The sequence below is a fragment of the Thermoanaerobacter kivui genome, assembly GCF_000763575.1.
Lineage (GTDB): Bacteria > Bacillota > Thermoanaerobacteria > Thermoanaerobacterales > Thermoanaerobacteraceae > Thermoanaerobacter > Thermoanaerobacter kivui.
This window is the reverse complement of record NZ_CP009170.1, coordinates 2,132,344-2,146,125: the sequence shown is the minus strand read 5'-3', so window position 1 is coordinate 2,146,125 and position 13,782 is coordinate 2,132,344. Positions and strand designations below refer to the sequence as shown.

Annotated in this window: 16 protein-coding genes and 1 pseudogene; 13 read left to right on the top strand and 4 right to left on the bottom strand. The window is 32.7% G+C overall.

Features of this window, described 5'->3' with window-relative positions:
• Positions 1-247: 247 nt before the first annotated feature.
• The 5 genes from TKV_RS10950 to TKV_RS10930 all read left to right on the top strand — a co-directional run bounded on the left by TKV_RS10950 (position 248) and on the right by TKV_RS10930 (position 3,582).
• Positions 248-949: a hypothetical protein gene (locus TKV_RS10950; protein ID WP_003868812.1), complete on the top strand. Its 702-nt coding sequence runs from the start codon at positions 248-250 to the stop codon at positions 947-949.
• A 203-nt stretch (positions 950-1,152) separates the two neighbouring features.
• A complete protein-coding gene (locus TKV_RS10945; RefSeq protein WP_003868813.1) occupies positions 1,153-1,371 on the top strand; it encodes a hypothetical protein in 219 nt (72 codons plus the stop codon).
• Positions 1,372-1,446: 75 nt separating this feature from the next.
• The gene (locus TKV_RS10940) at positions 1,447-2,058 is read left to right on the top strand and encodes a hypothetical protein (RefSeq protein WP_049685953.1); all 612 of its coding nucleotides are present in this window, start codon (positions 1,447-1,449) and stop codon (positions 2,056-2,058) included.
• Positions 2,059-2,524: 466 nt separating this feature from the next.
• On the top strand, positions 2,525-2,929 hold the full coding sequence (locus TKV_RS10935) for a hypothetical protein (protein WP_049685952.1): 405 nt from the start codon (positions 2,525-2,527) through the stop codon (positions 2,927-2,929).
• 29 nt (positions 2,930-2,958) lie between these two features.
• Positions 2,959-3,582 carry a hypothetical protein gene (locus TKV_RS10930; RefSeq protein ID WP_029688100.1) on the top strand — a complete coding sequence of 208 codons (624 nt, stop codon included), beginning with the start codon at positions 2,959-2,961 and terminating at the stop codon, positions 3,580-3,582.
• A 106-nt stretch (positions 3,583-3,688) separates the two neighbouring features.
• Here the strand turns inward: TKV_RS10930 and TKV_RS10925 are convergent, their stop codons facing one another.
• Positions 3,689-3,907 (bottom strand): ArsR/SmtB family transcription factor, encoded by a 219-nt coding sequence (locus TKV_RS10925; RefSeq protein WP_003868119.1) that lies wholly within the window; start codon positions 3,905-3,907, stop codon positions 3,689-3,691.
• Between the two features lie 140 nt (positions 3,908-4,047).
• On the opposite strand from TKV_RS10925, the gene TKV_RS10920 reads away from it, so the two are divergent.
• Positions 4,048-5,232: a hypothetical protein gene (locus TKV_RS10920; RefSeq protein WP_049685951.1), complete on the top strand. Its 1,185-nt coding sequence runs from the start codon at positions 4,048-4,050 to the stop codon at positions 5,230-5,232.
• Between the two features lie 217 nt (positions 5,233-5,449).
• Here the strand turns inward: TKV_RS10920 and TKV_RS10915 are convergent, their stop codons facing one another.
• Positions 5,450-6,028 carry a YdcF family protein gene (locus TKV_RS10915; protein WP_049685950.1) on the bottom strand — a complete coding sequence of 193 codons (579 nt, stop codon included), beginning with the start codon at positions 6,026-6,028 and terminating at the stop codon, positions 5,450-5,452.
• Between the two features lie 175 nt (positions 6,029-6,203).
• On the opposite strand from TKV_RS10915, the gene sigY reads away from it, so the two are divergent.
• From sigY to polX, 7 genes are all read left to right on the top strand, one after another.
• Complete coding sequence (gene sigY / locus TKV_RS10910; protein WP_049685949.1) at positions 6,204-6,734, top strand: RNA polymerase sigma factor SigY; 531 nt, start codon at positions 6,204-6,206, stop codon at positions 6,732-6,734.
• Entirely contained in the window at positions 6,731-7,147 is a 417-nt protein-coding gene (locus tag TKV_RS10905; protein ID WP_049685948.1) for a hypothetical protein, read from the top strand. Before sigY ends, TKV_RS10905 begins: the two co-directional genes overlap by 4 nt.
• A gap of 4 nt (positions 7,148-7,151) precedes the next feature.
• Positions 7,152-7,484: a zinc ribbon domain-containing protein gene (locus TKV_RS10900; RefSeq protein WP_049685947.1), complete on the top strand. Its 333-nt coding sequence runs from the start codon at positions 7,152-7,154 to the stop codon at positions 7,482-7,484.
• Between the two features lie 19 nt (positions 7,485-7,503).
• Positions 7,504-7,710 (top strand): PLDc N-terminal domain-containing protein, encoded by a 207-nt coding sequence (locus TKV_RS10895; protein ID WP_003868125.1) that lies wholly within the window; start codon positions 7,504-7,506, stop codon positions 7,708-7,710.
• A gap of 1 nt (position 7,711) precedes the next feature.
• Complete coding sequence (locus tag TKV_RS10890; protein ID WP_029687549.1) at positions 7,712-8,638, top strand: ABC transporter ATP-binding protein; 927 nt, start codon at positions 7,712-7,714, stop codon at positions 8,636-8,638.
• Positions 8,625-9,371: an ABC transporter permease gene (locus TKV_RS10885; RefSeq protein WP_049685946.1), complete on the top strand. Its 747-nt coding sequence runs from the start codon at positions 8,625-8,627 to the stop codon at positions 9,369-9,371. Before TKV_RS10890 ends, TKV_RS10885 begins: the two co-directional genes overlap by 14 nt.
• Positions 9,372-9,545: 174 nt before the next feature.
• Positions 9,546-11,258: a DNA polymerase/3'-5' exonuclease PolX gene (gene polX, locus TKV_RS10880; RefSeq protein WP_049685945.1), complete on the top strand. Its 1,713-nt coding sequence runs from the start codon at positions 9,546-9,548 to the stop codon at positions 11,256-11,258.
• Positions 11,259-11,508: 250 nt separating this feature from the next.
• On the opposite strand, the pseudogene gltA reads toward polX, so the two are convergent.
• Positions 11,509-12,908, bottom strand: a pseudogene (gene gltA, locus TKV_RS10875) (NADPH-dependent glutamate synthase).
• Positions 12,895-13,773 (bottom strand): sulfide/dihydroorotate dehydrogenase-like FAD/NAD-binding protein, encoded by an 879-nt coding sequence (locus tag TKV_RS10870; protein ID WP_049685944.1) that lies wholly within the window; start codon positions 13,771-13,773, stop codon positions 12,895-12,897. Before TKV_RS10870 ends, gltA begins: the two are co-directional and overlap by 14 nt.
• Positions 13,774-13,782: the final 9 nt, after the last annotated feature.

The window sequence follows — 13,782 nt, the reverse complement described above, 5'->3', positions numbered from 1 at the left end:
GTACAAATTTTAAAGGAGGAAAATCCAGTTTTTATACTAAAGTACAAAAGTAAGGGTTATTTTAATAAAAATTTATACTTTTGGTCAATTGACAAGATGCTAGAAATAAGATACCATGGATATAGAAGGAACTACCGGTAGTCCTTAGAATTATTAGGAAAGGAGTTGAAAGTGTTAAGAGAGGGAAGGAATTTGAGAAATGCTTTTTGCTTACGACCAAGATTTTAAGGTAGGAGGATGAGATTAAATGAAAAGGATAGTGACAGTATTACTTACTTTGATATTAATATTTTCAACAACAGTTGTATTTGGAGCGACTGATAATATAACAAGCAAGGATTATCCTTTACATGTTTCCAATAAAATAAAACTAAAAGATATTTATGTGACAGTGCCGTTTGACCTTTCTAAAGTAAAATTAGAAAGGATAGAAAAAGGTAATTCTGTGAGAGTTGAAATCAGGGATAAAAGTACAGGTGAGCTTTTAGAGGCATATGGAGAAAAAGTTGAACCTGTTATTACTGATGTTGAAGCAAAAAATTTTGTGTTCCCACAAAATTCTGGCATTTATACTACTCACACGATATACAAAGAAAGAACAGATGGAGCTGCTGTTTCAAGATTGTACACAGTTTTGACAATTTATACTTATGGGTCTTTTAGACAAATTGATAAGGTAAATTATACTTATTGGGTGGAAGCAAGTAGTGGCCCCTGGGAATTAAGAGATAAATATGCTATTACTATTTCTAGAACAGGTAGTTTTCCTACAACAGCAATAGAAACAACTGGTACAGCTACTATTGTAGTAACAACGAATGCGACTGTAACTGGTTCCTTTTCTATCGAATATCTAAAATCAATTGGATTTACTGTTAGTTATGTTAATAATAATGTGTATTATTTAAGGAAAAATATTTCACTTACCTATGTTTATAGTGTGTATTAGAAATTGGACAAATAAAACAATTTTTCTTTTTTCTCATCTTATTCTAGAGAATGGTATTTGTTTTTGATACAACTACTACTTATGGCATTAAGGGAGGCACCTCCTTTTTCTGGAAAAATTCTTATTTCAATACTTTGGAGACTATAGAGATGCGAATTTAAGGTCTTAGTTTGACGTTACATTTAACATGTGGGGGTAATAACATGGGAGATTATTCTCAAATTTTAGATCAAATTTCTAATGCTTTAAATGGCATTCGTGCAGAAGTTGGGAATGTATCTTCTGAAGTTTTTTTCACGCATCACCGTATAGGAGATATAGTAAGTCTTCTTAATATAACTAACATTTTGTTAGTTATATTAATTATTGTTTTGAGTATAAATACATATATAAATTGGAAGAAATACAGGGGTAATAGATAAGATTTGTAATAATAATTATTGGCAGTTTCACATTTGCAATTAATTATGGGAATATCAATAAAGAAGTGAAGTTTAATGGGGAGAAATATTATTATAGTTTTTTTGCTGTTATTGATGTTTTCTTCATTTTTTACTGGATGTGGGATATTTGACAATAGCAGTGAAGAATTGTTAAGAGAAGTAAAAGCAATAGAGGAACTGAGTAATAAATATGCAAACTTTTATCTGAGTACAGATACTTATATCGAAAAGGTAAAAGAAGTTGCAAAATTTGCAGATGAATTTAATGAGGCAGAGCTAATAATAACTTATAGGCCGAAACTCGAGCTTTTCCCTGATGCTATAAACATGGTAAAAAGGAAAAATTTAGCCTTACTTACAGAAGAACAATTAAAAGAAATTAGAAATACTCTTAAGCCTGTTAAAACAGAAATAGAGGTACAGATTTCAAAAGTTTATGATGATGGCAAAAACAAATACATTTTTTCAAAGGGGAAAGTAGTAACAACTTATAAAGGACATTTTTATTACGATTATTATTTACGGAAATATACCTTTATAAATGAGGGAAATGAATGGAAAATAATGGACATAAATACTCAACTTTATGGTAGAAATTACAAGCAGGTGGAAAATGTTACTTATAGAAATGAACCTATTGAGTTCCTAATAAAGTTCAATCAATAATTTTTGTAATATTGCCTTACTATTTCTAAAGCAAAGGGGACGGTTCCCTTTGTCTGAAATTTAAAAAGCCCGAACAGAAAAGCACTGTCTGGGCTTTATTTATAAATTGTGAAAACAAGAGAATATCCTACGGCGATGGAAAGTAAATTAATGAAGTAATTTGACATAATAATAGAATTAAAGTAAAATGGTGCCATTGGATACAAAATCATTATAACTATCAGTGGAATTATAAGAGCTAATAGATACCTATAATTTACTGAGTATTTGCCTTATTTTTTATTTTTATTTAAAAAATATAGAATAATCAGTAAAATTCCAAATGCGAAATAAACTGTTACAAAAGTATATATGTTAAGTTGGGGATTGTATGTAACTGATGATTTTGGATATTTCTATAGTGTTAATTGAAAATTTCTAAAAAATAAATCGGACAAGAGGAACCGTTCCTGTTGTCTGTTCTAGTATGGATTTTATTTATTTACCTAATTATCATGCTGACATTGGTGGAGATATTTTACTTTCGGACATAATTTATAGGCACAACAATAATGAATTGGCAAGATATGTAGCTAAATTATCAGTTGATTTTATTGTAGCTTCTTTGGCTTATCAATATAAATTAGGATTCCCTACGAGCTTTGTTATAGATCGCTTTACAAACACATTAATATCATGGTTTAATAATAACTATTTACAAGATACTTATACGGGAGCGTGGATGTGGAAAGCCTGGAGCAATTATGAGAATGTTTATGTAATTTATGTGACATTAGTAGATTATTCTGATGGAACTTATACAAAACCTATAAAAGTCCAAACATTAGAGATTGGAATGGAATACGGGACTACAGTTGAATATTATTACTAAAGGAGAATATCTATGAGGAGATTATTATTATGTTGGCGGTATGGTTTAATGCCATTTTAATTCTACTCGAATCTTTATATCAAGTGGTACTTTATATTTACAAATTGTCTGATAGAGATAAAATTCCTCCTCTAATAATCAATTTTGTAGAAAAGCGAAAAATGTTTTTTAGTAGTTGGCGCAAAGTTCCTCTAGACGATGGGATTATATATAAAATGATTGGCAGGTCAAAAGTTAGGACATTTGTGTGGTTTATAGTTGGGATATTATTTTATGTTCATGCTAAAGGAAGAGGCGGTGAGATTGGAACTTATGTAATTTTTACAACTGTAATGTTCACAAATGTTTTAAAGCAAATTTACTTTTATAAGTATAAAAAATCTTTGAAAGGTGAAAAATTTTCTAAGGTGTTGCGAAGCATTATAGAAATAGAAATATGTATGTACAACCTAGCCTTTGATATACCGATAGAAAAGAATAGTATATATGAAGTCATAAAAGATACATGGGTGAATATATTTGGCAGCATGTCTGTCATAATATTGGTATTTTTCGCTTCATATTTCGGAGTATTAGAAAAAGTTAGTATGCTGGTTATAATAATTTATTTAGCTGCTATTTTGAGTAAAAGATTTATTATGGTGCGAACTTAAAACTGCTGAGGCTGAATTTCTATTTTAGATCAGTATGTAGAAAAGAGTAAAAACCCTCAGACAAAAGGAACCGTCCCCTTTGTCTGACTTTGTCTGAGGGTTTTCGTTATTGAGATTTTTCATTTTCTAAATTAATTTCTTTAGAGATTTCATAAAGCATTTGAGGTGTTAGTCTCATATCAAAATGAGTTAATTCATAATATTTTGTGGCTTTTCCATCACTGGATATTTCCATACTTGCTTTTACAAGCCCTGCTTCTTCTAATTTGCGAAGATGGATGTATAAAAGAGGTCTGCTTATGCCTAAAGGGAGTGAAGGTGGCATACAGAGGAAGGGTACAACATAAAAATATTACAGCAATGTTACAGAAATATTACAATTTGGTAAACAGAGGAGGAATTTAGGAAAGAGATGTAGAAGTAATATATATCAGTTAAAGATTTTGCAAATTATGAGGTGAGGCTATGAAAAGGATGAGGTATTTTTTATTGACAGTGTTAATAGTAGGGTCATTGATTTTGGCATCCTGCTCTAATGAATATACAAATTTGGAGGAGTATCAATTCACTAAAAATTCTGACCCAAAGTTAGTTTATGCAGATGAGAACAAAATCATCATTGAAGATGGAGAAAACCTGGTTTTAGAGTCAAAAGGGAATTTTTATAAACTTCCCACAAAACTTGATTTAAAAAAAGGTGAAATCATAATGTTGTTAAGCACAGAAGGGAATTATGCTTTGACAGGAAAAATTGACAAAGACAAGTTTTATGCCGTAAACATTGTAAATTTAATAAAAGGGAATAAGCTGGCAGTAGAGTATGCAGCTGTTAAGTACATGATTTCAAGCCAATATTCGCTGCTGCCAAATGAGCAATATTTTGCATATGTTGATAAAGATGAAAAGGACAGCGATATGACGATCAAGATGGTGGATTTGACTGCTTTTAAAACTTATGATGTGAAAGTAGATATGCCTGTTACAAATGTTATAGCAGTAAAAAATGGTAGTAGTTATCAGATATATTTTGAAAGCTTAGGAAAAGTATACAAAAAGCTTAATGAGGGAAAACCCACCTTCATTGCAAATGGGTATTTGCTATATGTGGACGAAAATGGAAACATATATTTGTACAAGAACATAAATATAAAGACAACAAAAATATATAAAATAGATAAAAATGGAAATGAAAAAGAGATAGCTTCATTAGATAAGCCCAGCTTATTGGTGAGGAAAAACGGGGATGTGGTTACTTTTATCACGGCCAACGATAAAGAATTTAAGTCATATGATATGGATTTAATCAATTTAAAAATGTCAAAGCACACCATAATACCAAATGCTTCGGAAAACTTAAATTATGACATGCCGTTATTTTATAAAAGAGGCAGTATTGCCGTAATTTTCTACAAAGAAGGGAAAGCCGAAATGATTGATACAAAAAACGGAAATACAATAGCTTTAAAGAATTTTGAAAAATATATACTTCCCAATTCAAATATAGAATTTGGCTTTAACATTTACGAGAATCAAGCTATTGGATTTAACAAAATTGTACAGCTCAAAAAACAAGAAAATAACGTAAAGCTTTTATTAGTGGATGCGAACAACAAAGTTTTAAAAAAAATTGCTGAGCAGCAGCTAAAGTAATCTAATTAGTGGATTTTTTATATTAATAGAAAGTCTGATGCAAGGTGAGTAAGGTGAGGAAGGGGTTTAATGTACTATTGCCTTTTTAGGCTATCCGAAGACAAAGGGGACGGTTCTTTTGTCTGCAGACAAAAGAACCGTCCGAAATTGCTGAAAAAGCCCTGTTTTATGGTGCTATTGCGGTTAATTTTGATGCAATAAAAGACAACCATATTCTTCATTCCTTTAAATATGTATATAAAAGTGCAGGTATTTCACGTAAAAAACCATAAGCTTCATCACTCAACATATATCTTTTTAAGAAGACCCCAGAATAACTTGCATCTATTCCAATACGCTTTGCTATTACACTTGCCCTTTTTAAATGAAATTTATTTGAAATAATTATTGCTGTTTTTAATGAATTTTTATCCATAATTTTCTTGGAAAAAAATAAATTTTCATATGTAGAAAGAGATTTATTATCAGTTAAAATAATCTTTTCAGGTATGCCATTTTTTAAAAGATATTCTTTTCCTGCCTCAGCTTCCGAAATATTCTCTCCAGGACCTTTTCCTCCAGAGACTATTATATACTTACCATACCCTTCTTTATAAAGTCTCAAAGCCTCATCAAGCCTTTCTTTGAAAAAAGGACTTGGCGTCTTTCCATATACTGCACAGCCTAAAACTATTATCACATCAGATTTTTTTGGTTTTTCATAAAGTGAAAAAGAAATTATCTGATATTCTAATGTTATTACCACTGTAACAAAAATTACTATTAAAATCCCTATAAACCTCAATAATAATTTCATTAAACTTTCCTCCAGAAAATTATTATAATAAAATCCTTTATATCATTATACAACATATATCCTATTACTAAAACAATTCTTCACAATACACTTATAAATAACCAGTTTTTGATGAAATAAAATTATGAACTTTTTACTTAGTCACGCGTTTAATTTGTAGAAGGGTGGGCAGGTGATGGAAGAGAAAGAACTAATATATAAAGCAAAAAATGGTAATAAATATGCTCTAAATGAGTTACTCTCCCAAAACTATAATACTTTATTAGGATATTGCATTAAAATGACAGGTAAACCGATGCTTGCCCAGGATATAGTACAGGAAACAATGCTCAAAGCTATTTTAAATATTAAAAATTTTACTCCTGAAGTCAAGTTCTCAACATGGCTTTTAAAAATCGCAACTAATACATTTAAAGATTATTTAAAAAAACACAAAAATATTGAACTTGTAGAAGAAATATTTTCAAATACTGAAGAAGATGTAGAAGAGACCGCTATGACAAATATTCAATACAGCGAACTAATGAATATTTTAATGAAACTGCCTTATGAGAAAAGAGCAGTATTCATTTTAAAACACTATTATGGATATAAATACCAAGAAATTGCGAAAATAATGGACTGCTCTGTTGGCACAGTACGGTCACGTTTACACAATGCTATAAAAGAAATAATGTCAGAAATGGGAAGAAGGGGTATATTGTGAAAAGAGAATGTAAAAAAATACAAGACAAAATAATTGATATTCACTACAATGAACTTAGTGACAATACAGAAGTAATTTCACATATTGAAAATTGCAATGACTGTTATACATTCAAAAAAAATTTAAAACTAACATTAAATTACATGGATACCTTAGATGTTAAAATTGATATGTCAGACTTGCAAGTAAATATCGCAGAAATTATAGAAAAGGCAGAGCAAATAAGAAATAAACGAAAAGATAGACTTGAATTGCTTATTTTTATAACCACATCAATAATTTTCTTAATATCATCAGTATTATTTATGGCAAATCTGGATCTTAGGTTGCTACTATACACGCAAATTTTCCTTTATTTCAATCTGCCATTAATCTTAATACCCTTTTACAAATTAAAGACTTCAAGGAGATGATAAAATGTCCAAAAACACATTAATTTTAATAATTGTAATACCCCTATTATTTCTTCAAGCTTTATGGATTTTTATGGATGCAAAAAAACGTGGTGAAAAATACTACTGGGTATGGGGGATTTTTGGACTCCTAAATATACCTACCTCTTTAATCATATACCTTTTTGTAACAAGGTATGGATATCTTAAATGTCCTAATTGTGGAAAAACAGTAAGAAATGATTACAAATTCTGTCCTTATTGTGGTACTTCTTTAAAGAAAACATGTCCAAAATGTGGAGCCGAAATAAAAGATGATTGGAAATACTGTCCTGAATGTTCAACAAAATTAAAATAATCTGAGGAGGTCTAGATTAATGATTGATAAATTAAGCAATCCTGAATTAATAAAACTACTTCTTCCTTTAGCTATAATCCAGTTAGGACTTACTGTATTTTCAATTTACAGACTTTCAAAAGACAAAGTTAAATATCTTCCAAAATGGGCATGGTTTTTAATTATAATCTTTGGAGAAATATTAGGTTGCTTGATATTTTTAACTATAGGCAGGGAGAGAGAATAACATGATAAAAGTTTTTAATCTAACAAAAAAATACGGTAAATATGAAGTTTTAAAAGGGATAAGTTTTGAAGTTGAAAAAGGAAATATTTACGGCTTATTAGGGCGAAATGGTGCTGGTAAAACTACCACAATGAACATTTTAACAGGGCTTATTGATTATGATGAGGGAGAAATATATATAAATGGTAAAATGTTAAATAGAAATAATAGGAAACTAATTGACGAAATAGGATACCTTCCTGAAAATCCTACTTTTTATAACTACATGACTGGCAGCGAATACCTGTATTTTATAAGCAAAATAAGAGGTATTCCTCATCAAAAAGCTAGCACAGAAGTGGAAGAACTCCTTAATACAGTTAAATTAAAAGAAGCCGCCAACAAAAAAATACAAGGTTATTCAAGAGGAATGAAGCAAAAATTAGGACTGGCGGTGGCTCTTTTAGATAACCCTGAAATAATTTTTTTAGATGAACCTACATCTGCCTTAGATCCAGAAAGCAGATATGATATACTTAATCAAATCTTGGAAATGAAGAAAAATGGAAAAACCATATTCTTATCTACCCATATATTAAGTGATGCTGAGAGAGTTTGCGACTATGTTGGCATACTTGATAAAGGTAAAATTATCTTTTCAGGAAGATTAAAAGAATTAAAGCAAAAATATATTCAGCCTGTGTATGATATTGTCTTTGAAAATTTACCTACCAATGCTGAAGAAAAACTTAATAATGTAAAATGGATTGATGATATTAAAATAGAGAATGATATTATAAGTATTTACGTAAATGACATTGAAGCAGCAAAAAAGAATATCCTCAATGAAATATCAAAACTTAGTATACCTGTTATATCACTGCAAAGAAGAGAAAATACTCTAGAGGACATATTTATAAGGATGGTGAAGCAAAATGAACACCTTTAAAGCATATCTGAAAAAGGAAATAATAGAATCGTGGAGGCATTACAAATATCTAATACTTCTAATTGGCATTGTTCTATTTGCTATACTTGATCCTATAATCCTTAAATTGCTTCCAGAAATGCTTAAAAATGAAATAAATGGTGATTTAGCTTCTTTAATACAAATTGATATGAAATCTGCAGTACAAAATTATATAAAGGATTTAAATCAAATATCATTACTGATAGTGCTTTTAACACTCATGGGAACCCTAAGTGAAGAAGTGTCTTCACAAAAATTAGTATTCCCTTATTCTAAAGGTGCTAACCTTTCAGCTATTGTCATATCAAAAATACTTCATTATTCCGTTACTTTGTCAATTTTCATAATAACTGGATTTGCTATTAACTACTATTACGCAACAACACTTTTCCATAACAACGTCATAGCTTTCAATAAAATATTAATATCATCTATCTTAATGTCAACTTATTATATTTTCACAATAACATTGCTTATATTTTTGAGTAGCATTTTGAAAAAAGGTATAATAGCTGCATTATCAGTATTAATACTTCATATAGTCTCAGCAATATTAGTAAATATTGATAAAATAGCTAAATTTATTCCCTACAACTTAATCTCACTTGCGAATTCCTTTAGTACAGAAAATAATTTAACTACAATTATATCGGCAATACTATATTGCATAATATTGTTCATATTTACAATGAAAATAATGAAACAAAATTGAAATAATATAACTTCTTCCCGAACAAGGAGATGGTTTTTTTGTTTCATATTGGAATAAGACAAAAGAACCGTCCCCTTGTCTTTTATAAAGAGAGGCTATATTTAATCCTCTATTTTTTATTTTTTCTGTGGTATAATGTACTAAAGATTTTGTGTGCTAAAGGGGAAGTATAAAATGGATAAAAAAGAGATTGCGAATGTTTTAAACAATATAGGGTTATTGCTGGAGCTTAAAGGGGAAAATCCTTTTAAGTCGAGAGCTTATTATAATGCTGCGAGGACAATAGAATTATTAGATGAAGATATAGAAATCCTTGTTAAAGAGGATAGATTAAAAGACATAAAAGGGATAGGGGAGGCAATTAATAAAAAGATTACGGAGCTAGTTTTAACAGGTAAAATGAAATATTATGAGGATTTAAAAGCCTCTATTCCTGAAGGGCTTGTTGAAATGCTTAAAATTCCCGGTCTTGGTCCAAAAAAGATAAAGACTATATACGAAAAATTGAATATTACCACAATTAGAGAGTTGGAATATGCTTGTATAGAAAATAGATTGATAGACCTTGCGGGTTTTGGGGAAAAAACTCAAAAGAAAATTTTGGAAGGGATACAGTTTGTAAAGCAATTCAGCGGTCAGCATTTATATCCAGAAGCTTACACAGAAGCGCTTAAATTAAAGGAATATTTAGATATGACTAAAACTGCATTAGTGACGGAAATTGCAGGTAGTTTACGAAGGAAAAAAGAGATAGTAAAAGATATTGATATTTTGGCTGCGGCATCAGATTCCTCAAAAGTTATGGAAGCCTTTGTAAATTACCAAGATGTAAGGGAAGTTATAGCAAAAGGAGATACAAAAACCAGTGTCACTTTAAAGTCGGGTATAAATACAGATTTAAGAGTTGTAACGGAAAAAGAATTTCCTTATGCACTTCACCACTTTACAGGCAGCAAAGAGCACAATACTGCAATGAGGCATAAGGCGAAGCAAATGGGTATCAAAATGAATGAATACGGCCTTTTTAAAGGAGACAAACTTATAGAATGTAAAAGCGAAGAGGAGGTATTTAATAAATTAGGACTTTTATATATTCCTCCTGAATTAAGAGAAAACATGGGAGAAATAGAAGCGGCAGAAAAAGGTGAGCTTCCGAAATTAATAGAAGAAAAAGATATAAAAGGAGTTTTCCACGTTCATACGACTTACAGTGATGGGACTAATACTCTTGTAGAAATGGTAGAGGCGGCGAGAAAATTTGGGTATAAGTATATAGGCATCACAGACCACAGCAAATCTGCTTTTTATGCAGGAGGACTCAAAGAAGAAGACTTAGTAAGGCAATGGGAGGAAATAGAAGAGTTAAGTAAGAAATATAACGATATAGTCATATTTAAAGGAATAGAGTCTGATATACTGCCTGATGGTTCTTTAGATTATGAAGAAGAAATATTAAAACAATTCGATTTTGTGATTGCTTCTATTCATTCAAATTTTAGGATGAGCAAAGAAGACATGACAAAGAGAATTATAAAAGCCATAGAAAATAAATATACAACTATAATAGGGCATGTCACAGGAAGGCTTCTTTTAGCGAGAGACAGTTATGAAATCGATATATATGAAGTGATAGAAGCAGCAGGCCATTATGGCAAGATAATTGAGATAAACGCAACCCCTTATAGGCTTGACTTAGACTGGCGGTATGTAAAGCATGCAAAAGAAAAAGGAGTAAAACTTGCGATATGTCCTGATGCCCATGGCGTAGAGGGCTTAAATGATATAAAGTATGGGGTGGGAATTGCTAGAAAAGGCTGGTTAGAGGCAAAAGATGTAATAAACACTTATGAAGTTCATGAAATCTACAAATTATTCCAATTGAAGTGAGATGAATAAAGCAATGGGTAGTAAAGGAATAATGAGTTAGCCTAAAGGCGGCTTTTTGCTTTTGAAAGATGCAAAATAGAAGGTAGCTTTTATTAATAGATGCAAGCAACAAAATTTTAAAAACGATTGCTGAACAGGAAATAAATGAGCAGGCAAAACGATAAATTCATAAATAAAAGAGACGATAGCTGGATGTATGTCCTTCCACAGCACCGACTTGCTATCGTCTCTTTAGTTTACCGAAAGATGTTTACCGCCATTTTTTGTTTTGTAAGTATTCATGGATGGAACGAGTTGCTTTTTTTCCGGCACCCATGGCCAAAATCACAGTAGCTGAACCTGTTACAATATCGCCTCCAGCCCATACCCCTTCTCTGGAAGTCCGTCCCTCCTCATCCACAGCGATATAACCGTGTTTTGTAAGTTCTAAGCCTTCAGTGGCTTTGTGAGGAGGGGATTAGGGCCAGTACCTATGGCGATTACTACCGTCTCAACATCCATAATAAATTCAGAACCCATTATAGGAACTGGACGGCGACGACCCGAAGCGTCAGGTTCTCCAAGTTCCATGCGGATGCACTCAATACCTTTGACCCAACCATTTTCGTTACCTATTATTCTCACTGGATTTGTGAGGAAATCGAATATAATACCTTCCTCTTTAGCGTTCTCGAATTCTTCTTTTCTTGCGGGCATTTCTTCCTCAGAACGGCGATACACAATATGAACCTCGTCAGCTCCCATTCTTATGGCAGACCTGGCTGCATCCATAGCTACATTGCCACCCCCTATTACTGCTACTTTTTTACCTACCTTTATGGGGGTGTCAGTGTTGGGAAAAGAATAGGCTTTCATCAGGTTTATCCTGGTTAGAAACTCGTTGGCTGAATACACATCCAGGTAGTTTTCACCAGGTATGCCCATAAATTTCGGGAGGCCAGCTCCAGTGCCGATAAAGACAGCCTCATACCCCATTTCAAAAAGGTCGTCTATCGTTAAAACTTTGCCCATAACCATGTTAGTTTTAATTTCTACGCCCAGCTGTTGTATAAACTCTACTTCTTGTTCCACTATAATTTTTGGTAGCCTGAATTCAGGAATACCGTATACCAGTACGCCACCGGGTTTGTGAAGAGCTTCAAAGATCGTTACATCGTAGCCGAGTTTAGCCAAATCTCCTGCACAGGCGAGACCGGCGGGCCCGGAACCGATGATGGCCACTTTTTTACCAAGCTTTTTAGGAATTACCGGGGGATGGATGCCTTTGGCTCTTTCCCAGTCTGCTGCAAACCGTTCCAGGCGACCTATGGCTACAGGTTCACCTACTTTGCCCAAAACACAGTTTTTCTCGCATTGCGTTTCTTGTGGACAGACTCTGCCACATATGGCGGGCAAGCTGTTGGTTTCCTTTATAATCTTTATAGCTCCTTCAAAATCTCTTTCTGCAATACGCTTTATAAACTGGGGAATTTGTACCTGAACGGGGCACCCTTCAACACATCCTGGTTTTTTACACTGAAGGCACCTCTGGGCTTCACTAACTGCCTCTTCTTCCGAATAGCCCAAAGCTACTTCATTAAAATTACGCCTGCGGACTTCAGGCTTTTGGGTAGGCATGGGTGTTTTCTTTTTGCTTCTATTTAACGGCATCTTTATCAGCTCCTTCTATTTTGTTGATTAATTTGCATTCATGAGCTTCATTAAATCTTTCGAGGGAAATTTTTTCTTCCTCCTTATAAGTGGCCAATCTTTTTATTAGTTCATCGAAATCTACTTTATGGCCGTCGAAAGCCGGACCATCAACGCAAGCAAATTTGATTTCTCCGTCTACGGTGACACGACACCCACCGCACATGCCTGTGCCGTCTACCATTATGGGATTAAGGCTCACCATAGTGGGTATGCCATAAGGCTTGGTAATTTCGCTTCCTATTTTCATCAAAATCGGGGGACCTATGATAATAATCTCATCAAATTTTTCGCCTTGTTCTAAAAGCTCTTTAAGTACTACTGTGACAAACCCATGGCGGCCTTTTGAGCCATCGTCGGTGCACACGTACATCCTGTCACTTACAGCTTTTATCTCTTCTTCCAAGATTAGCAATTCAGCTGTCCTAGCACCTATAATAGAAACTACTTCTACCCCCTGCTGATGAAGCATTTTGAGTTTAGGATAAAGTGGAGCAATACCAAGGCCTCCGCCTATTCCTAAAACTTTCTTGTGATTAGGAAACTCCACCGGTACACCTAAAGGCCCAACAAAGTCCTGGATATAGTCTCCAGCTTCTAGAGTTCCTAATTCCTGGGTGGTTTTACCTACTTCTTGGAATACTATTGTGACAGTGCCATTTTCTGAATTGTAATCTGCAATAGTAAGAGGAATTCTTTCTCCTCCTTCTTTTATCCTTAGTATAACGAATTGGCCTGGCCTTGCTTTTTTAGCCACTAGTGGTGCCTCTATTACAAACAACTTGATGGAAGGTGCCAATTCTCTTTTTTCTAAAATTTTGAACATGATAATCCT